General features: G+C 43.1%; 14 protein-coding genes and 1 other annotated feature. Of the genes, 4 read left to right on the top strand and 10 right to left on the bottom strand.

The genetic code is table 11. The annotated features are described in order from the left end of the window. Nucleotides 1-109 precede the first annotated feature (109 nt). Nucleotides 110-1,870 carry a glycoside hydrolase family 3 protein gene (locus ACTVAI_RS03175; protein ID WP_443485869.1) on the bottom strand — a complete coding sequence of 587 codons (1,761 nt, stop codon included), beginning with the start codon at nucleotides 1,868-1,870 and terminating at the stop codon, nucleotides 110-112. Between the two features lie 285 nt (nucleotides 1,871-2,155). Continuing rightward, nucleotides 2,156-2,385 (top strand) — a binding site (T-box leader). Between the two features lie 74 nt (nucleotides 2,386-2,459). On the opposite strand from ACTVAI_RS03175, the gene ACTVAI_RS03170 reads away from it, so the two are divergent. After that, nucleotides 2,460-3,737, top strand: a complete 1,278-nt coding sequence (locus ACTVAI_RS03170; RefSeq protein ID WP_443485868.1) for an O-acetylhomoserine aminocarboxypropyltransferase/cysteine synthase family protein — start codon at nucleotides 2,460-2,462, stop codon at nucleotides 3,735-3,737. Between the two features lie 89 nt (nucleotides 3,738-3,826). Here ACTVAI_RS03170 and arcC read toward each other — a convergent pair whose 3' ends face one another. The 3 genes from arcC to fdrA are packed head-to-tail and all read right to left on the bottom strand — an operon-like array spanning nucleotide 3,827 to nucleotide 8,602. Beyond that, nucleotides 3,827-4,768: a carbamate kinase gene (gene arcC, locus ACTVAI_RS03165; RefSeq protein ID WP_443472472.1), complete on the bottom strand. Its 942-nt coding sequence runs from the start codon at nucleotides 4,766-4,768 to the stop codon at nucleotides 3,827-3,829. Beyond that, a complete protein-coding gene (locus tag ACTVAI_RS03160; RefSeq protein ID WP_443472473.1) occupies nucleotides 4,768-5,598 on the bottom strand; it encodes a DUF2877 domain-containing protein in 831 nt (276 codons plus the stop codon). Before ACTVAI_RS03160 ends, arcC begins: the two co-directional genes overlap by 1 nt. A 1-nt stretch (nucleotide 5,599) precedes the next feature. Next, complete coding sequence (gene fdrA, locus ACTVAI_RS03155) at nucleotides 5,600-8,602, bottom strand: acyl-CoA synthetase FdrA (protein WP_443472474.1); 3,003 nt, start codon at nucleotides 8,600-8,602, stop codon at nucleotides 5,600-5,602. Nucleotides 8,603-8,759: 157 nt separating this feature from the next. Between fdrA and ACTVAI_RS03150 the strand changes: the two genes are divergently transcribed. Both ACTVAI_RS03150 and ACTVAI_RS03145 read left to right on the top strand, forming a co-directional pair. Further along, nucleotides 8,760-10,409 carry a PucR family transcriptional regulator gene (locus tag ACTVAI_RS03150; protein ID WP_443485867.1) on the top strand — a complete coding sequence of 550 codons (1,650 nt, stop codon included), beginning with the start codon at nucleotides 8,760-8,762 and terminating at the stop codon, nucleotides 10,407-10,409. Continuing rightward, entirely contained in the window at nucleotides 10,378-11,232 is an 855-nt protein-coding gene (locus ACTVAI_RS03145) for an alpha/beta hydrolase (RefSeq protein ID WP_443485866.1), read from the top strand. Before ACTVAI_RS03150 ends, ACTVAI_RS03145 begins: the two co-directional genes overlap by 32 nt. 51 nt (nucleotides 11,233-11,283) lie before the next feature. Here the strand turns inward: ACTVAI_RS03145 and ACTVAI_RS03140 are convergent, their stop codons facing one another. The 6 genes from ACTVAI_RS03140 to ACTVAI_RS03115 all read right to left on the bottom strand — a co-directional run bounded on the left by ACTVAI_RS03140 (nucleotide 11,284) and on the right by ACTVAI_RS03115 (nucleotide 20,017). After that, nucleotides 11,284-12,513, bottom strand: a complete 1,230-nt coding sequence (locus ACTVAI_RS03140; RefSeq protein WP_443472477.1) for an amidohydrolase family protein — start codon at nucleotides 12,511-12,513, stop codon at nucleotides 11,284-11,286. Between the two features lie 15 nt (nucleotides 12,514-12,528). Next, nucleotides 12,529-13,887 carry a citrate transporter gene (locus ACTVAI_RS03135; protein ID WP_443485865.1) on the bottom strand — a complete coding sequence of 453 codons (1,359 nt, stop codon included), beginning with the start codon at nucleotides 13,885-13,887 and terminating at the stop codon, nucleotides 12,529-12,531. Between the two features lie 191 nt (nucleotides 13,888-14,078). Then, complete coding sequence (locus ACTVAI_RS03130; protein WP_443472479.1) at nucleotides 14,079-15,329, bottom strand: MFS transporter; 1,251 nt, start codon at nucleotides 15,327-15,329, stop codon at nucleotides 14,079-14,081. A 174-nt stretch (nucleotides 15,330-15,503) separates the two neighbouring features. After that, nucleotides 15,504-16,877, bottom strand: a complete 1,374-nt coding sequence (allB, locus tag ACTVAI_RS03125; protein ID WP_443472480.1) for an allantoinase AllB — start codon at nucleotides 16,875-16,877, stop codon at nucleotides 15,504-15,506. A 56-nt stretch (nucleotides 16,878-16,933) separates the two neighbouring features. Then, complete coding sequence (gene allW, locus ACTVAI_RS03120; RefSeq protein ID WP_443485864.1) at nucleotides 16,934-18,418, bottom strand: allantoin permease; 1,485 nt, start codon at nucleotides 18,416-18,418, stop codon at nucleotides 16,934-16,936. A 387-nt stretch (nucleotides 18,419-18,805) separates the two neighbouring features. Further along, nucleotides 18,806-20,017, bottom strand: a complete 1,212-nt coding sequence (locus ACTVAI_RS03115) for a pyridoxal-phosphate-dependent aminotransferase family protein (RefSeq protein ID WP_443485863.1) — start codon at nucleotides 20,015-20,017, stop codon at nucleotides 18,806-18,808. A 169-nt stretch (nucleotides 20,018-20,186) separates the two neighbouring features. On the opposite strand from ACTVAI_RS03115, the gene ACTVAI_RS03110 reads away from it, so the two are divergent. After that, complete coding sequence (locus tag ACTVAI_RS03110) at nucleotides 20,187-21,815, top strand: PucR family transcriptional regulator (protein ID WP_443472483.1); 1,629 nt, start codon at nucleotides 20,187-20,189, stop codon at nucleotides 21,813-21,815. Nucleotides 21,816-21,848 lie beyond the last annotated feature (33 nt).

The following is a 21,848-nucleotide window of genomic DNA, read 5'->3' as shown; positions in this document are numbered from 1 at the left end:
TTCGTTCCGAGTGAGCTATTTCAACAATAAAAGCTCACTCGTGACATGCGAGTGAGCACATAAAAAAACACGGAGTCACAAGGACTCCGTGTTGGAAAGTTAGATTATCTTAGAATTTAGTATCTTCAAATCCACAGAATGCATCTACTGGAGATACGCCTGTAAATTCTGAACGGCCCAAGAATTTGTCAACCAATGCTTTCAAAGTAAATTCTTTACTGTCGTAAGCGTTGATGTAAGTTTGTACTTGAGGCACATCTGCCAAGTGGAATGGTGCTTGTAAGGAAACGAAGATTGTTGGTACTTCGTGAACGTAGAACGGAATGTCCGGAGTTCCTTTTGAAGCTGGCCATTGGATACGTTGGTCAGTGTTAGGGTTAACGACTGCCAAGTTAATGATCAAGTCATAGTTATCAGTCAATTCAGCGATTGGACGTTTTTGAGCATATACGTTACGCAATGCTGCTTGACGCTCTTCTGCTGGCATTCTATTGATACGCTCTTCTGCAGATTCCCAAATTGTAACTTCGAATCCTTCTGCTTCAAGAACTTCTTTCATCTTAGCAGATGGTTTTTCGTTGTTACCGATCATCGCTCCGAATCCACCTTTAGTTCCAGCAACGTCTACCAATAGCACACGTTTTTGTTTCTCAACTGAAAGTGGGAAGATTTCTTCGTTGTTTTTAACCAAAGTGATTGCTTTGTCAGCAACTTCTTCAGAAATTTTAACGTTTTCTGGCAAGCCGATTTTAGCCATAGCTTCTTCTTTAGAAGGAAGAATTTCTGTTTTAGCTTTTTTGTGCAAGCCAAGCATAGCTTTCATACCCAAGATACGTGTCAAAGCTTCTGTCAAACGATCTTCTGTGATTACGCCGTTTTTGTATCCTTCTAGCATCCATTGGAAATCTTCGTCTGGATCATTGAAGAACAAGAACAAGTCAGAACCAGCAGCGATAGCTTGTGGAAGCATATCTTTACGTTTCATAACAGATGTCAATGCAACCATGTGGCTAGCATCTGTAACAACAACGCCGTTGAAGCCCATTTGCTCGCGCAACAAATCTGTTAGGATTTCTTTGCTTAATGTAGCAGGCATGTTAGCTTCTTGAAGTGTTGCATCTGGTTTGAATTTACGTACATATGAAGGTAAAGCAATGTGTCCAGCCATGATTGATGGCAAACCTGCTTCAAACAATGAACCGTAAACACGGCCAAATGATTCGTCCCATTCTTCTACACTGTAGTGGTTAGGAGCAGCAGATAAATGTTGGTCACGCTCGTCGATTCCATCTCCAGGGAAGTGTTTTGCAGCTGGTGCAATACCACTTTCTTGGATTCCACGCATGTATTCCAAAGACAATTCGATTGTTTGGTCTACATCAGCACTCCAAGTACGAGTGGAGATGATTGGGTTACGCCAGTTACGTAACAAGTCAACGATTGGAGCGAAACTCCAGTTACATCCGATAGCAGCAGCTTCAACACCTGAAATACGGCCTAGTTCGTAAGCATATTTCTTGTCGTTTGTAGCAGCGATTTTGATTTCATGACCAACGTAAGTTCCGTCTGTACATGCACCGTTACCGCCTGATTCTGTGTTAGCAGCAATCAGCATAGGGATTTTACTGTTCTCTTGAAGAATCTTGTTTTGTTCGTATACTTCCTCAGCTTTACCTGGGTTGTAACGAACACCTCCGATATGGTAATTATTTAGGACGCCTGTCAAGTACTCTTCAGTACGCTCAGCTCCCATGTTGATGAATAATTGACCAATTTTTTCTTCATCTGTCATACCAGCAATTGTCTGCTCTACCCATTTGATGTCTTCAGCAGCCAAGTTATAAGGTTTTGCTGTTAAGTCTACTCTCATTATATTTAGTGCTCCCTTCGATTGGTTATAAATAAATTGTAACGGAAAACCCTTTAAAGTCAAAGCCATTTTGGTCAATAACCTTTCCTTTTGCACTTTTAGGTCAAAATCGCAAGTTTAGTACAATTTATAACCACGGCTATTTAAACGTTTACCAAAATTCACAAGCTAAATGTTATGCTCCCCAAATAAGTTGGCAAAACTGATTCTGCAACATTGTTATAATTTACGAAAATAACTTCGTTGACAACATTAAAATTCGGTGTTATATTTAATTAAATTATAATAAAAGCGTTGAAGAGAAGAGTAACTTTGGATATCTATCAAAAGAGAGCTTCGGTTGGTGTGAAGAAGCATAGAGGGAAAAAGCGAAGATGGTCTTGGAGCAGGAATCACGAATAATGGTTCCCGGTTTGTCACCGATATCCAACAGGAGTATGTCCGTACTTTTTAAGATATGAATCGTGAGATTCATATGAACCAGGGTGGTAACACGAAAAACCTTCGTCCCTGCATATCAAATCTGATATGCGGGGACGAGGGCTTTTTTTATGCCTCGATTTCATCCAAAAACAAAGGAGCGACTCAAATGACTGAACATAACTATCAATTTGAAACCCTGCAAATCCACGAAGGCCATCACGTAGACCCAACAGGATCTCGTGCCGTTCCCATTTACCAAACAACGGCTTATGTTTTCGATAACGCCGAGCATGCAGCAAATCGTTTTGCATTAGCCGATGCCGGAAACATCTACACACGTTTGACGAACCCGACGACCGGCGTGGTGGATGCCCGCGTTGCTGCTCTTGAGGGTGGTACAGCCGGTCTTACCGTTTCATCCGGCCAAGCAGCTATCACCTACGCTATTTTGAACGTTGCAAACAGCGGCGACGAAATCGTGGCGGCCAACACGCTATATGGTGGAACACACACCCTTTTCAGCAATACTTTGAAAAAAATCGGCATCCATACGACCTTCGTTGATCCGGACAATCCTGAGAGCTTCGAGGCAGCCATCACCGACAAAACCAAGGCCATCTTTATCGAATCAGTGGGGAACCCGGGCATAAACATCATTGACTTCGAGGCAGTCGCTGAAATTGCCCACCGACATGGCATTATCGTGATTGTCGACAATACCTTTGCTTCCCCTTACCTTTTCCGTCCCATCGAACATGGTGCTGACGTGGTTGTCCACTCCGCTACTAAATTTTTGGGCGGACATGGAACATCCATGGGTGGCGTAATCGTCGAATCCGGAAAATTTGATTATAAAGCAAGCAACCGTTACCCTGGATTTACAGAGTCCGATCATACCTATAACGGATTAGTGTTCGGCGACTTAGGACCCGGCGCCTTTACAACCAAAATCCGTGCCCAAATTTTGCGTGATACTGGTGCAGCCATCAGTCCTTTTAATTCCTTCCTATTATTACAAGGAATCGAGACACTCTCTTTACGGATGGAACGTCACGTGGAAAACACGCGCAAAGTCATTGCGTTTTTGAAGAGCCACCCAAAAGTAGCCTGGATCAATTATCCTGAACTGGATGACAGCCCTTATAAACCATTAGCGGATAAATATTTCCCTAAAGGCGTTGGCTCTATTTTCACATTTGGTATTAAAGGTGGCCGCGAAGCGGGAACAGTTTTCATTGATAACCTGAAACTATTCTCCTTATTGGCAAACGTCGGCGATGCCAAGTCATTGGTGATTCATCCGGCCAGCACAACCCATGCTCAATTGTCAGAAGAACAATTACTGGCAGCCGGAGTGACACCCGATCAAATCCGTTTGTCAATCGGGATTGAAAATAGCGCCGATATTATCCATGACTTGGAGCAAGCTTTTGCCGCTATTTAAACGCGAGCGGACATAATTATGTGTGCGTTCGAAAGTTATGTCCGCCTCCTTCCTCTTCTCCAAATAAAAAAAGCCCCAGAGGGCTTTTTTTATTTGATTACTGTCGTTACTTCACCAGTTCCGGAGAAAAGCTTGTTCGCATTTTCCAAAGAAGTGATGATGGCTTTTCCGTTTGCAGCTTTTTCCACGAATTGAATCGCGGCTTCAACTTTCGGCAACATGCTGCCTGGTGCAAACTGTTCTTCAGCAATATAGGCTTTCAATTGGTCAACAGTGACATCTTCCAGTTTTGTTTGATCTGGTTTACCCCAGTTTACGAAGACATTGTTAACACCTGTCAAGATGATTAAATAATCCGCATCCACCAACTCAGCCAGCTTGGCAGCCGCAAAGTCTTTATCGATAACAGCTTCAATACCTTTGTAACCTTCTTCTGAGGCAATGACTGGGATACCGCCACCACCAGCAGAAATTGTCACGACATCATTATTAATCAATGATTCAACGACCGGATATTCCACAATACTTTGTGGTTGTGGTGAAGGAACAACTTTTCTCCAGCCACGGCCCGCATCTTCGATAAATGTTCCGTTCCCTTTTTCCATTTCTTCTTTTGCGTCTTCTTCGCTCAAGAAAGGACCGATTGGTTTTGTAGGATTCTTGAATGCTGGATCGTTTTCGTCTACTTGAACTTGCGTCACCAAGGAAACGACTTGTTTCTCGACACCGTGTGCGATCATCGCTTCACGCATGGCATTTTGCAACCAGTAGCCGATGCTTCCTTGTGTCATCGCAACCAATGAATCCATTTCAAATGCCGGATTTTTTTCTGAATCAGCTGCTACATGTTGCAGTAACAGGTTTCCCACTTGTGGTCCATTACCATGCGTGATAATCAATTGGTGTCCGTCTTTTACAAAACTTACTAAATATTCCGCTGTTTTACGTACAGCTTCTTTTTGCGCTTCTGCCGTTGGAACGTCCGTTAAAATGGCATTTCCACCTAAAGCGACAACGATTTTCTTTGTCATTAAATTTTAACTCCTTTTAGATTTGCTAGGTGTAGGGACAGCCCGAACAGCGTGTCCCAACCTGATGTATGGCCATATTTAGAAATTTTCTCAATCAAGGTGTCCCATTTTTCCCACTCTCCGCGTTTAATTGCCTGAAGCAGGTCAACAAAATGCGAACTCGTATAACCCTTAATCAAAGCATCATAGTAGGCATGACTGACCGCAGTCGTATTGTTGCCTGTCAATCGTTCCTCCAGAGCTGAAATCCAGATATCATGGCCCCCTACAGCTTTTTCGCCAATCAGAATACCCATCAACATATCATCCCCGCTCGGCGTCAGTCCTTGACCCCGACCAAGGAAATGTTGGATGAAAACTTCCTGGAAATTTGAATCAGCCAAACTGGAATCAATGAACATATCTATCAATACCCGATTGCATTCACTTGTGAAAAAATCCGTTTTTTCTATAATCGGCAACTTTTTGAATCTGTCTACCACCTGATCTGGTATGGATCCAAGCGAAGGGATACGACAATCAAACGCGATGAACAACTTCGTATCGATTTGAATAACCTCTTGACGGGTATAAAAAGAAAAAACCTCATCCCGCCAAATCACCCTATTCCCGACTTCCAGGACCGCTATCAAAGCATCTACCTTCGTATCCGGAAGCACCAGGCCGAAAGCCGAGATGCCTTCCCGTTCCTTTCCGACATGAACCAACTGTCCCTGAAATATGAGATTGAAACTGTTTTTGAAGATGGAATGAACGGTTCCAATCGCACTATCCGAAAGAACATGGGATAAAAAGTTACTTTTTATCCCATGTTTGTTCTTCGGTTCCATATTAATCTACCTTGATGCCTAGTGACTCTGCATAGGCAACTAGCGCTTTCTCGAAACAAGCAAGTGGTGCACGAACTGTACCAGCCCCAACTTGTCCCATTCCAGCTACCTTATGGGCAATACCAGTGTTGATCAATGGCGTAATCCCTGTTTCGACAACTTTACGCACATCAATACCCAATACACTTCCCTTGAAGTCCCATGTAGGAATAGTCCAGGTCGGATTGTGATCGATACAAATTTCAGCCATCTCGTTGGACACGTCCAACGCGTCTTGGAAACCACCAGCTCCAACGAAACGTGTTACACCCGGAGCAGCAATCATGGCCATACCACCGACACCGATTGTTTCTGTAATGGCACTGTCCCCGATATCCTTGTTACCATCTTCTTCAGAGTAACCAGTGAAGTACAAACCACGTGGTGTGTTAACTGGTGCAGTAAACCATTGATCTCCCATAGCCGCAATACGAACGCCGAAGTTTTCACCATTACGGGTCATTGTCGTTACAACGGTACCTTCTTTAATTTTACGTGCATAGTCAACCAATGCTTTACCTGTTGCCATCATAACGTTCAAGAAGAATTGATCTGTTTTAGCCAAGAATTCAATTACTTCTGTTTTTTCTTTTTCAGAAATATCTAAATTAATGATTGTTGGAGTCATGTCTTTCAAGAAAATTAATGAAGCAGCAATATTACGTTGGTGGAACTCATCTCCCATTGTAATTGCTTTTGCAACAATAACGTTTACGTTCAAGCCACCGTCCATTTTACGCAATGCTTTTCCTAGAACTGGTCCTAAAACGTCTTTCATCCAAGTTAAACGATCGACTACTTCTTCGGAGAATGCACCGAAACGTAGAACTTTACCGATACCTTCGTTCATTTGGCAATACGCTGTCGTACCGTCTGCCTTATTTTCAACAACAAGTACTGGCATGTTTGCGGAAGTGATACCACCCATTGGTCCTACGGCATTTACATGGTGACAAGGAATGAAGGTAATTTCTCCGCCTTCAAGTTGACGACGTGCATCATCTTCGTCTGTTGCCCAACCTTCAAATAACATCGCTCCCACACAAGAACCTTGCATTGGGCCTGTCATGTTTTCATACTTGATTGGTGGACCAGCATGCAAGAGTACTTTGCCATTAAGTTCAGGAATAACAGAACCTGCTGGAACAACATCCGTCAAGAATGGTTGTGAATCGCGCAAACGTCCAATTACTTTTTGGTTGGATGCATCGATTGCTTCAGCATGTTTTTCCAATTCGTTCAAGATTCTGATCAGTTTTTGGTTTCCACCAGCAACTGGTCTCCAGTCGTATTGAACTGATTTACCGCCATAAGTATTGATAGGCTCAGTGAAACTTTCCAATCCAACGTTCACAACAGCAGGTTGTGAATTCAACAATTGGTCTACACCCTTGCTTAACTCTGGTAACTCTTTCAATGTGCTCTCTTTAGCAACAACTGCTTTTTCATTTTCCGTAAAGGTATGGCCCATGAATTCCAATGCCAAACGAATGGCACGTGCATTGCTCTCTTCAACCAATACACCCATGTCTTTAAGAACTTGAACGGATTTATCGTAATCTTGCGGATCATATTTTGTTCCGACAACAGTAGCGATAATATGGAATTCACGGTTTGCTGCTTTGGCGTTAGCCAGTGCTTCTTCAATAGCTGGTTTCAATGCTGTAGCCATATCCGGGTGAGCACCATAACCAAGAACAACATCCAATAAAATAACGCCGGTTGTTTCATCAGCAACTGCTTCTTTAATTTTCTTCACACGAACATCTGGATCGATCATTGGGTGAGGTTTACCTTGGGTATACATATCGTCTCCCAAATCCATCACTTCGAAACCATTCGCATTTAAAATATAACCTTCAGATTTTTCAGTTTTACCTAACTGTAGCGTTTCTGAAATCAACATCGCTGCTTCGTTAGCCAATGTTCCGCCTGAGTATAAACCTTTAACGGTTGTTCCCTCTGGCAATGTATCCGTTACTTTATTCGCCAATGGCTCTAAGTATTGTTTTTTCACTTCGTTTCCATTAGCCAAATCGATTGCAATTTGTGCTGTTTCTTCTAATGTATGAGCTAAGTAAACAGAGCCCTCATGGTTTTCTGGATTTTCGCCAAGGAAAATAGCTACCACTGGTTTAGAAACGGCTTGCAATAATTCCATTACTTCATCCCGTACTTTTTTAGCAGGTGGCTTGGAGATTACTACGATAACTTCTGTTGGATCATGGTGCTCCAATCCGATGATTGCATCTTTCATCGTAATTCCGCCTACATCTTCGTGCAAGTCACGTCCACCTGTACCGATAGCATGAACAACTCCGCCACCTAAACGTTCGATAATAGTTGTCACTTCTTGAATACCTGTACCAGAAGCTCCTACAATACCGATGTTTCCTGGATTTACAACGTTTGTAAATGCCATCGGAATACTTGAGATAATTCCCGTTCCACAGTCAGGACCCATCAATAGAAGACCTTTTTCATGAGCTTTCTTTTTCAAACGAACTTCGTCTTCCAAAGACACGTTATCACTAAATGAGAATACGTGTAACCCACGATCTAAAGCCTTTTCAATTTCACTTGCAGCATAGATTCCTGGAATTGAGAAAAGTGCCATGTTTGCATCAGGTAAAACTTCCAGTGCATCATCCCAATTTTTTACCGATTTTGTACCACCAGATTCTTTCTTAACAGAAAGATCGTTTAAGAATTGTTCAGACTTTTCAAGAACGGTATCCACTACAGATTCATCCTCTGTTTCAACAACGATAACCATATCGTTCGGGGTTGCGCTTTCAACTTTATCTGTGTACAAGTTAGCTGTTTTGAAAATATCTTTATTAGCGTCGGTTCCCATCATCACCTGACTTTGGATAACGCCTTCAATTGCGCTTACTTCATTTGTAAGCAACATTAAGTTGATTGAATCTTGATATGAATTTGCTTTAATAACTGTATATAACATGTTGAACCTCCTTTTGATACTATCATTATAGATGAGTAATGGTTTCGCATACATTGCAAAAACAACTAAACTTACCCCCGCTTTTTATCCAATATGGACAAAAAGAGAATTTTAAGGCAAGATAGGTACTAGTTATTCATTGAAAAGGAGAAATTTAATGACATCGGTTAAGGAAATCATGAGTTATCGCAGTTTTGAAAAAGCAAAATTGATAACGGGCGAAATGGGTCTAGGCAACGAAGTAAATGGCGTCATGGTCATGGAAGCTCCGGATATCGAATCATGGGGTCGCGAGGGATTGATGATCCTCACCAGTTATTTCGCCATGGAAGATGTCTCCAGGGAAAGGATTGCCCTTTTCTTCGAGCATGCAAAAAAAATTGGCATCAGTGCAATCGTTGTGAAAATCGACCGGTTAGTGAACGAAATTCCCGAAGTTTTTATCGATTCTTGCGGGAAATATCAAATCCCCCTATTCCAAATAGATAAATCGACAACCTATGAAAAAATCATTACTGAGGTCTTGGAGACCATCATTAATCGCAATGCCTATGTCCTGCAAAACTTTTACGATGTCCACAAACAGTTTACGCGCTTGATGATGCGTCAACCCGAGATACCGGAAATTTTGCAAACGTTGAAGCAACTTCTTAAAAAACCTGTATCTCTGTTGGAGCTACCACGCAACCGCATGATTGGGACGGATTCTATATATGATGATTTTGAGATCCTGGACACAGAAGTCCAAAACGCCAAAAAACACCTGAACCTGTCCTTCACACAGAACACGGTCCGCTACGCGAGCGATCCCAATCATATTTACAAACAACTCGTCGTTCAAATACCTAACTTAAGTTATGAAAAATTCTACCTGATTATCCATGAACGAAACCAGAGCAGTGACGACGTTGATTTGATGGCCATCGAAAACGCCGTAACAGCCCTGCAGATTGAATTACTGACCCGTTATACCATCCGACAAAATAATCAGTCGCGATTGAATGAAATGGCATCAGATTTATTACACGGCCGCCTGAGCAAACAGGAGGATATCGATGATACCATTTTCCAATTGGGGCTTGACTACGCCAGAAAGTATCGCGTCATCTTGATCAATTTTGATTCCGAGGTTGAAAATACGCAGGAAGAAAATACACTGGCCGCCCGTTTCTCGGATGCGATTATCACGCATTCCCGGGTTGCTTTCCCGGACCGCGTCTATGTAACACGTAAAAACAAGGTCATTCTGATTGCTCCAAGCGATAAAGTTTCAATCGAAGAGACAAAACAAAAAATCAGGCTTGCAACGAAAGATTTGCTGAAACTGGAGATGTACAATCATTTCAACCTTTATACCACCATCAGCAACGACGTGACCTTATCCGAATTATCCATCGGTTACCGACAAGCAGTCGACGCTCAAAAAGTCCTGCAATTGACGGGTAGCCAACAAGTTGTTTCCTCCTATCAAGATATGGGTATTTATCAAATATTTGTCGAGACGGGTAACTTTGACTCTTTGCAACGCTTCATTCCTGAAAATATATTTCGGTTGCAAAAAGAAAATCCGGAACTGCTGAAAACGTTACATACATTTATTGATCTGAACCAAAACTATACAGAAACTGCTCAAAGATTATATATCCACCCCAAAACGGTTCGTTATCGTATCGACCGTTTGAAGGAGGTCTACCACATCGACCTGGGAAGTCCCGAAGAAATATTACGCTATAGCATAGGATTCCGCTTGTTAAATTTTATTGGAGATGACAGACATGATGCCCACTTACGAAACATACATAATTGATACAATAGAAAACACGGATTTGCATCTTTATCTTTACCGAAGCTCTTTGTCCGAAACGAAAGGTAACGTGCTTTACTTGCACGGCGGCGGCCTCGTTTATGGTTCCGCCCGCGATATGCCAGCTAGTTATATCGAACAAATTACCGCTGCCGGCTATAACTTCCTGGCCCTTGAATATCCGCTCGCTCCCGAAGTCAAGTTGGATACAATCTTTACCTCTGTCAAATCAGGAATACACTGGTTTGCAGCCAATGCCACAATCAAATTGGGATTGGACCATTCAGACTACATCCTCTTCGGTCGGTCAGCCGGTGCATACTTGGCGGTAAATGCCGCTTTGAGGACGGATCAAAAACCGCAAGCCTTGTGGTTATTCTACGGGTACCACACCTTACGGGAAGCCACATTTCAGGTCCCAAGTCGACATTACCTCCAGTTTCCGCGAGTGGATGAACGCCTAGTCAAGCAACTCATCAAGTCGCACCCACTTGCTGACGGTCCCAAAGAAACACGTTATGCACTTTACATCCATTACCGCCAAACCGGAAAATGGATTGCCGACCTTGTCCCTGCTGGCAACAAGCCGATTACTTATTCACTGACGAAAGCAGACCTCGAGACCTTGCCGCCCACTTTCTTGGCTGCCAGCACAAATGACCCGGACGTTCCTTATCGCCTCTCTAAAACGATGGCCGCTGCCATCCCAGATGCGCTACTGGAGACGATTGAATCCGACGAACACGACTTCGATCGCACGACAACCGAAACCATCGGAAAAGCGGTCTATGCCAAAGCTTTGAGTTGGTTGGCGGAACGTCTCTAATATGACAATAAATAGGCTATCTCATTTTTCTTGAGATAGCCTATTTTCGTATTATTTAGGCCATTCCACTCGCAATGACTTATCCAGTTCAACCGTCACTTTTCCACGCTTCAAGACCAAAAGACGATCGGGGATGTCGATAACTGCTTCTTGATAGCGGGTCGAATCCAACAATACCAACGTTGCTGCTTTCCCTTCTTCGATACCGTAATCATCAAATTTCAACGCTTTCGCTGGACCAGTGGTAATCATTGGCAATACAGTATGCAAATCATCCGCTCCGCCTAAATGTCCCACCGGAACTGCCAGCATGGCCACTTGCATCAAGTCGCCATTACCATATGGCGTGAAAGGATTCCGGATATTGTTGGTTGCCAGGACGACATTCACCCCGCCATCCCGTAACTTGCGAATCGGCGTTACTGCACGACGAACATTGTATTCGTCATGGCGTCCGCCCAAATGAAGGTCCGTCATCGGCAAGCTCATGACATTAATCTGCGCTTTCGCCATCAACTCTATCACCGCTTGCAATTCAGCATCCGGCATCGCGCCCAAACTGGTTAAGTGTCCGACTGACACACGTCCAATATACCCTTCGTCAATAGCACGTTGCGCCACCATTTCAATTGTTTGACCATCATAGTCATCCTTGAAATCTTGGTGCAAGTCGATATCCTTGTCATATTTCTTGGCGATTTCAAATACAATATCCAAATGTTCCTTGGCATCGGTATCGTTATAAGGAATTCCACCAACGACATCGGCGCCCATGTCCATAGCCTTATACATTAACTCTTCCGTCCCGGGGGATTTGATGATTCCTTCTTGCGGGAAAGCAACGACCTGCATGTCCACAAACTCTTTATATTTTTCTTTTAGTTCCATGATGACTTCAAAGCCGTGGAAACCACCTACCGGATCAAATTCCGCATGCGTCCGGATATGGGTTGTCCCCCGCTTAATGATCATCTGTAAAGCTTGCTCCGCACGCTCTTGTACATCTTCGCGCGTGAAAGTCGATTTCAATTCGGCCGTCACTTTCAACGCTTCCTGCAGGGTACCTGACTTATTCGGAAGACGGTCCGCTATCAAAGCCTTATCGAGGTGAATATGCGACTCGACCAACCCCGGAATGACGACCCGACCTTCGCCATCGATAACACGACTGGCTTCTACTTCCAGTTTTTTTCCTATTTTTTCAAAGACACCATTTTTAACTGCGATATCAACCAACTCATTCGATTCATCCAGGATGACATTTTTGATTAAAATATCCATTTTAGCACTCCTTTTTTATAGCATGACTAAACCGATAACAACGAGTATAACCAATGAACCCAAGATATATTTGGTGTTACCTTTAACAACTTGCAGGATGGGGATATCAAATCCTGAAGATTGGGCTTGCATCGTGATATTAACGAAACTCATCTGACTTCCCAAACCAACACCCATCGTAATCAACCCGATAGCCAATAGCGGCAAATCAAGTGAAATCGCAATCGGCAAAATCAAGGAAAGAATAGTCGCGACATACGCCCCTGCCGGAACCCCGATTGCATAACCAGCAATAATCAAAGCAGGAACCAATATCGTTGCCGGTGCTGACTTAGCCACATCGACGATAGCAGTGAACGCACCCGTCTCACCAATAATATTGATGAAAGTGATGAAGATACCCACTTGGAATAAACGGGTCAAGATGTATTGTGAGCCGTCAACCAAGGCTGTCGAGGATTCCTTGACATTAAAGTTTGTACAAAGGGCAATCAAACCTATCGTGATTACCAGATACATTAACGGTCCTAAAATCGGCATTCCTACCGCTTGGTTTATATAGGGCCCCACGATAACCGCAAACAGTAAAAAGATGGCCGGAATTGTGTTAATGAACAGTTCTCTGTTCGATTTAGCCTTGATTTCCTCGGACTCTTCACCAACGAAGGCTGCGCCTCGCATCTTGGTTCCTATAAAACCAATCAAAATCGCGATGGCTGTGAACAACATCCAATAAGGCCGCATCGTCACCACATAATCACCCACATTAGCGCCGCTCAACTGGGACACAATACTCGTTTCCAGGGAGGCAGGAGAAGTGGTGAAGGAAACCGCAGCTGCCAAACACATAGCGGCAATCAATTCCGGGACAGCACCCACGGCGGCGAACGCTAACGGAGCCAACACCATGGCTGTTCCGCCCCCGATACCGGACATATAGGTTGCAGCCGCCATCAAGAGCACAATGAAGGCAGCGAAATATTCCACCCTTCCGCCAATACCGCGACGTACAAGCGCGAGTGCAGATGCATAACCACCTGATTTAAATACGGCCGTGGCAATGGCGGAGTTGATAATCGGAACCGTTATCGAAAGCATGGCAGGAATCGATGACAGCAACAGTTCATTAGCACGGGTAAGGGAGATACCCCCAATAACCATCGCCAATATCCCGCCTGCCAAGCCGGCAACCAACATATCGACTTTTAAGAATAAAAGCACCAATATTACAATGATTGGTATGACACTAATAAGGGCCATAATCCCCTCAGGTGCGGGAATCGTAGTGATATCCTGACCGGAAGCGAAGGTGACTGTCGGCAATAGAAAAGCGGTTGCTAGCATCCCCAACAAAATAATGACAATACGTTTCATGATTATTCCTTCTTTCCTTGGTAGTCTAAAAAAAACGGTTACCTCTTCAAGAGCAATGCCTCCTGACCACGCTCGCCCTTATTGTAATTAAAAATGTATGCGCATACAACTCATATGATGGCTAAGTATCTGTTGTTTTTTTATCCCGCATAGATAAAAAAAAAGCCGAGAATCGCTCTCGGCCTGTCATACTATAAGTTATCTTTTCTTTCCTGAACTTTATTAAGCACATAGAATAGTGTCGCTCCGACAACGATAATCAAGACTGATAAATAAAAGGCATAAACTTTCGATCCCGTTGCATCAGAAATGACTCCCGTTAAGGATGGCACGATGACGGATGCGGTCATCCCGAAGAAGTTGAAGAAGCCAAGTGTTGTACCCAATCCCGTTTTCGGAACATTTTCCACTAACCAGGATAAAATAATCGGTTCAACTGCCAATTTCCCAAAGAATCCATATGCAATCAAGCCAGTCATCATCATGCCTGCATTCGGTGCGATGACTGCTAACAACATCATTGCACCTGCAACAAATTCAAGGAACATGATCAAGGCAATTTTTTTATGGTAGAACTTGTCGGCAATCCGACTGAAAATCAAAGCACCCGGAATGGCAGCGAAGAATACTAAAGATGTGGCTACCCCGATGGATGCCCCTTCAAAACCGCGTTCTGTCGCCAAGAAGTTCGGCAGCCATGTATCCGTCAAGTAATAAGCATAACATGTTGCGAAATAAAGAATATAAGCACCAATCATGCGCGGTTTAAATAAATGAGAGCCTTTGCTTCCGCTTGGCGTTTGCGCAACTGTTGCAATTTCTACTTCTTCCTCTTCTTCTACTTCGTTACCTTTGATGAAACGCATGAAGATGAAAATCATGATGACAATCAAAGCAAGTGCGAAGAACATCATACTTTGCCATGGGAAACCCAATTGCGCTACGAAGTAACTGGAGGAAACCATTCCTAAACCACTACCTACAGCCGTCCCGCTATTAACAATAGCTGTCGACAAACTTTTTCTTGAACTTGGGACATGTTTCCCGGTCAAGGAGTAAGCAACCCCATAATAGGTCCCACAACCAACACCAGCCAATACACTACCGACATACACTACCGTGATGCTGCCTGCTAACGCTACAATCAACGTTCCGAGACCGAATAAGATGAAGCCAGGAATCAAGACGATTTTTTGTCCGAACTTATCAACTAAAATCCCTGACGGTATCTGCATCAACACATAACCCAGGAAATACAAACTTGAAATTGAACCGATTTGCGAATCTGAAATACCCCCGAAGTATTCACTGATTTGAGGATAAATAGGTGCAAGAGCGGTCCGATATACCCAAATGGCTATCCATCCTGCGGTCAGGACATAAATGATTGTTTTCCAATAAGGATGTCCTGCATTTTTATTTACTTTATTTGTAGCCTCCAACTTCCATTCTCCTTTACCGAATAAAATAACGCTTCCTTTTTTCATTATATAGCATAAGGAAGGTGAATGCTTTATGCTATTTGCACATTTAAAATGCCAATTTGTTCATTTTGTTCCTAAAACAAAAAAGAAGGAGGACAGGCCTCATGCCCGATCCTCTCTCCCCTCTAAGCTTTATTTATTTGTTAAAAGGAATTCACCGTTATGTGTATCAGCCACGCCGTCTTCCAAGCTGTAAACAGTTTCCCCGCGTAAAATAGTCCGTGCAACTTGTGCACCAATTTCACGTCCGATGTATGGACTGATTTTGTTTCTGTATTCCAAATCTTCCGCTTTCAACGTGTAAGCTGAGTCTGGCTTGATGAAGACAAAGTCTGCATCCTTACCAACGGCGATGTGACCTTTACCTTCAATAGCAAAACGATCTGCAGGATTTCCAGCAATCACTTTCGCAAATTGTGTCAAGGACATGCCACGTTTTTGAACACCTTCGTCAAACAAAACATCTACGTTGTTTTGTACGCCGGAAATTCCGCCCCATGCTTCGAAAGCATTTTCTTTGTCTTTCAAGTCTGGTGTACATGGTGAGTGGTCGGAAGTCACGAAGTCGATTTCACCTGCCAATAATTTTTCCCACATACCGTTTTGGTTTTCTTTATCACGGATTGGTGGTGAACATTTCACAACCGGTCCGATTGCATCCAATTCATCTGTTTCAAAGTATAGGTAGTGCGTACAAGTTTCACACGTTACGTCAACACCTTCATTACGTGCTTTCGTTACTTCTTCAACACCTTCAGGACAAGCAACATGACAAATATGGATACGGCAGCCTGTTTCTTTAGCGAACAAGATGGCACGTCTGATTGGTTCAACTTCTGTAAATACCGGACGGGTTTCAACATAAGCTTTCAAAGTTGTTTCGCCGTTCTTGTAAGCAATTTCACCTAAACGGTCTGTAATTGCAGCATTTTCAGCATGGATTGCCAATACTTTACCAGTTTTAGCAATTTGTTTCATACCTTCGTATAATGCATAGTCATCGACGTTCTCGAAGTCGCCATCGATGGTGCGGTCGCCACATGTTGCCATGAAGGCTTTATAAGCGTGAACCCCACCTTCATCCAACTCTTGGATGCCGCCGCCCAAATTGAAAGGAACAAGGCCCCCGAAAGAAGCAACGTCAGCAGTCAATTTATTTTCTCCAGCAGCGAATTTCACTTCCAAAGATTCTTTACCAACTGTAGCTGGAACTTGGTTCAATGGCATTTCCATGAAGGAAGTTACCCCACCTTTAGCACATGCTCTTGTACCGGTTTCGTAACCTTCCCAGCCGTCACGGTAACCGCCACCTGGCTCAGTGATATGCACGTGGGCGTCCACCATACCTGGGCTGACAATCAATCCTTTTGCATCGATTGTTTCTGTTGCTTCGCCCAAATCGGAACCAATTTCAACAATTTTGCCGTCTTTTACCGCTACGTCTGTTTCAACTTCACCGTTGTCTAGGATAACCAAGCCATTTTTAATGATTAAATCAAAAGCCATTTAAATTCCTCCTATTTTATAATTCTAAATTAATTTATTTCCAGAACCAAGAATGATTAAGCAGCCGCTTTACCTTTTTTCAAGACGTAATAGAGTCCGAAAGCCAAGCCCGCACCTATCAACCAAGATAGGTTGGAGATGAATTGTAGCGCCGGGAAGAATTGGCCACTGATGGATACTAATAAAGCAACGATTGTCGCAATATACCCCTCTTTGTTCACGCCCCGGTAAGGATTACTTGGATCAGTTTTTTGTTTATCAAAGTACAAGGCATCAAGATTGATATTTTGTTTCTTGATTAAGTAGAAATCAGCCAACATGACCCCCGCAACCGGTCCTAAAACACCACCGATAATATTCAAGAAAGCGAAAATACTGTCTGAGTTTTCCATCATTTTCCAAGGCATGATCAAGTAACTGATAACACCGGCAATCAGAACCCCGCGACGGTAGTTGATTTTCTTAGGGAACAATGCTGATAGCTGGTATCCTGCCGGAATGATGTTACCTGTTGCATTTGTGGAAATTGTTGTCATCAACAGAACCACCAATGCTAGTATGACAGCTGGCATGCTATCCCATCTGTCGATGATGTTCAAGACATTCCACTCTTGGATATTGTAGTAAATAGAGCCACCGATCAAAATCGATACGGATGAAACAGCAAAAATCAAGTAAGCAACCAATAAACTTGCCGTTTGACCAATTTTTTGGTCCTTAGTTGAAGTCGCATTTTGAGTGAAGTCGGAAACACTGGCACCAGGCGCAGCCCAAACAGCAATAACCGAGTTGATGATAATCAAGTAAACCAGTAGCGGTGGGTTTGATTGCACACCACTCAACTCATAGGTAAGAATATTTCCGATGCCGCCAGCAGCCCAAATCGCCCATACGGTCATCCCACCAAACACAACGTAAATCAACGGATTCAAGATAGCGGTAAATTTGTTCAAAACATTCCCGCCTCCGAAACCAATCATGACATTAATGGCCCAGAAGAATGTGAAGGCAAGCAGTCCCGGTAAACCAATTCCGAAGAAACTGAAGTCACCACCCAATTCCAAAAATCCTGGCCAGAATTTTCCTACTAAAATAAGTAAAGCCAATGATCCAGTATAGTTCTGCAAACCGAACCAAGCAATAGCAGCAATAATACCACGTAGGAATCCTGGGAGTTTGGCACCCAGTTCTCCATAAACGGAGCGCAAATGCATGGCAAATGGTATCCCATATTTTGAACCTGCCCTACCATTGATTACCATGAATGCGGCAACAGCCAAAGCACTTACGACAATCGCCAACATGACATTTAATGGTGATAATCCGAGAAACAAGAAACCACCAACTGCTGTATAGTTCGGCACATTATGAACGGACCCCATCCATAAAGTAAAATAGTTTTTCTTGTTCATATTTCTTTTATCTTCTGTTTTAGGCAACATATCATCGTTGTAGCCTCTGTCTTTGAAAACACTCGCTGTGTTTTCGCTTACAAAAACATCACCTTCAAATTGTTGCTCTGTTTGCGAATCTATTACCAACTTCTTCCCCCCTAAATATAGTGAACAAATTTGCGAAAGCGTTCTTATCCCGTTCGTTTCAGCGCTTTCACTTACAAACTTATTGTAACCAGAAATGTATACGGATACAATTGTAGGATTTGGCAGTATTGAAATACCGTTTGTTCAAAATTAACAATGACATTTGAGCAGATTGTTCAAATGGATTTTTTTCCTTGAAAAATAGGAGGGTGAGACAAAAGTCTCACCCTCCTTCCTGTATACGAATATCTGTATTCTAAACGTGCGACAAAAGGCAGCCCCGACGTCCACTTCACGAATAATGCTCAGATGGCCTGCGACCATCTTGCGCTTATTCGCTCCAGTGGTTCGGGGCTAACCGCCTTTTGTCCCACTCCCCTTCGTTAATTATTTGTGATATTCGGCCAAGGCAGCGGGTATTGCTTCACCCACATTGATTTTAGCCCCATGATAAACCAAAGCACCTTCTAGTGCACTTAGGACATGCAGGACATTGTCTTTGCGACTGCTGTAACCCATATTTCCGATACGCCAAATTTTACTTTTTAAGTCGCCGAAAGATGAAGCTATTTCCACACCGAAATCGTTCAACATGGTTTGTCTGATTGGTTCACCATCAGTCATGCCTTCAGGGAAGTAAACGGGTGTGACAGTTGGCATTTTCGTGCTTACATCACCGAATATTTTCAGTCCCATCGCTTTTACCCCTGCCTGGATGGCGCGATCATTCAACAGGTGGCGTTCAAAACTCGCTTCAAGACCACCTGCGAGCAAAATACGTAAACCTTCATGCAGGGCATAAATCATGCTCGTTGCCTCGGTATGGTGATTGATGCGTTCTGGCCCCCAGTAACGTTGCAATTGACTCAAGTCCAAATAGTTGCTGGAAATAAAGTTATCGTTTCGTTCATCATCGCCAAGTCCCAACTCTTTTTGGTAACGGGCATTCAATACTTCTTCAATGCGGTCGTTATAGGTAATCAAGGACAATCCCGAAGGGACACTGACACATTTTTGGGTCCCTGCAATTGCGATATCGATGTTCCATTTGTCCACTTCAATCTGGACTCCACCATAAGTCGCCACAGTATCCACAACAAAGAAAATTCCTTTTTCCCGACAATGTCTTCCGATTTCTTCCAACGGCTGCATTTGTCCGTTTGCGGTTTCACCATGAACCATGGTCACTATTTTTGGATTGACTTCATCAATTTTACGGATGATATCTTGCGGATCAAAGACACTTTCCCAATCCTTCTCCTGATAAGTGACATCCGCCTTTGCCCGTTCGCAAATTTCGCCTAGTAAATACGCAAAACGGCCATATGCCGGAATTAATACTCTATCCCCCGGCTCAATCAAGGCTATTAGAGCTGCTTCCAATCCCGAGCGGGAAGTTCCGTCAATTGCGAAAGCTTGCTTGTTTTTCGTTCCGAAAGGCATCTTGATCATTTCTTTTGTTTCATCCATTATTCTTAAAAAGGCCGGATCGAACTGCCCAAGTATCGGTGTCGCCATCGCCCTTAAAACCAATGGATAAACCTCAACTGGGCCTGGTGTCATTATGGTGCGTGGTGGTACTTGTAATTCATTATACAAATCGTTTCCCCTCTTTTCGACAATATCTCATGTTTCATTCTACATCTAGCCTAACGGCACAAGTATCCGCAAAACGGCTAAAAATGCTGATCGTTATGTTCAAAATGAACAAAAGAATCTGGTTAATCAGTCCTTTTTCGGTTACAATTGTTCTGAAGGAGTGAATATCGTGACTACATTAAAAGAACTTTTGCAAGTACCTCGTTTTTCTGATTTAAAATTATTGAACAGTGAGGCCAATCTGGATGTGGAAGTGACCTCTATTGAGATTACGGAAACACCAGACGTTGCTCTCTATATACCCAAAAATGTGTTGATTCTTTCAACCGGTATGATTTTTAAAGACAACCAGGAAGATTTGATTCCCTTCATAGATTCACTCATCCAAGCAAAAGCTGTCGGCCTCGGCATCAAACTGTCGCGCTTCTTAAATGAAATTGATGCGGATGTTCTCGCGTATGCCAACAAAAGAAACTTCGCCTTGATCGCCATCCCAGGGGTATCTCCTTTGGGATCGTTACTGCATCAAATCCAAAATTTCCTTTGGGATACCAAGGAAGAAGAAATAAATTACGCGATGGATATCCAGAAGACATTTTCGAGCCTCTTAATCGGGGATGCGAACTTGGCCCACTTTACTAATGAACTCGGAAAAATCATCAAGACACCGGTTTTGTTATTGGACCCGTTCTTCAAGCCCATAGCTCATTCAAAACATTTCCAACATTCGCGCTACTCCGAATCCCATCTTTCTAACGAAATATGGAGCCATTACCACCGGATTCAATTGGAAAAAGATAATTTCTTGATCAAATCGACAACAAACGAAGATGTTCACGTCGCAGTGTATCCGATAAAAGTCTTTACTTATTTCCCGCATTATTTGGTTATTGTCTCCCCAGAAAAAATACCTTTTCCAATTTCTTCGTTTGCGATTGAACAGGCAGCACTGGTGCTCTCTTTTGTCCTTTTCAAGAACAGAAAAGTAAAAGAATCCGAACAAAGTCTCCAAACCAGCATTTTGCAAAAATTTGTGGAAAACAATTCTGCAGCCTTGACCCAAGCCAATGCCAAACTGCTTGAGTTGGGAACACCTTTGCGTTTAATCGACAGCCGGCATAACCAAATCATTTTGATCCATCATGCCGATAATGAGGAGACGGGACCGAGACTTAAATATGATGAAGAGAAAAAACAACTGATTCTGCAATGGTTCAAGAATCGTTTAGCTGAAATTTTGGATCACGCTCCCATCATGTATCCTACTAACAATAATAATATCATCTTTTTACTTCAAACGAACCAAATTGGTACTGAAGAAAAGTTAAATAAAATGGCCGAGGAGTTGGAGTCCGTCTTCCCTATCAAAATCACCTTCTTCTTGGGTGGTGTTTACGAATCTTTGGAAAAAATCTCAGATTCCTTTATTGAAGCAGAAATTGCCCAATCCACTACAAAACAAATGAAGGAAGTCGCGCGTATGAATTATTTCCGGCCCCAAGGATTGAAGCAGCTTTTCACGCCGGACGACAAAGACGCCATCTATTACTTTGCCACCTCGGTCTTGAAGGACTTGGCTTATCCAACAGATGATTCTCAAATCGAGTTACAAAAAACATTAAAAAGCTACCTGGATAATCAATCCCAAATCACCAAAACGGCAGAAGTCCTTTTTATCCACCGCAATACGGTCAAATACCGGATCGAACGCTGTGAAGAAATACTGGGAAAAAAATTGAGTGACCCGACTGTGAGCCTGAATGTCCGGTTGGCTTTGGAATTGATACAAATAGAATAACCAAATAAGCAGGTTCCCAGATGCGGGAACCTG

The organism is Jeotgalibaca sp. A127, assembly GCF_052266745.1.
Classification (GTDB): Bacteria; Bacillota; Bacilli; order Lactobacillales; family Aerococcaceae; genus Jeotgalibaca.
The sequence above is the reverse complement of the archived record's forward strand: the minus strand, read 5'-3'. Positions and strand labels throughout refer to the sequence as shown.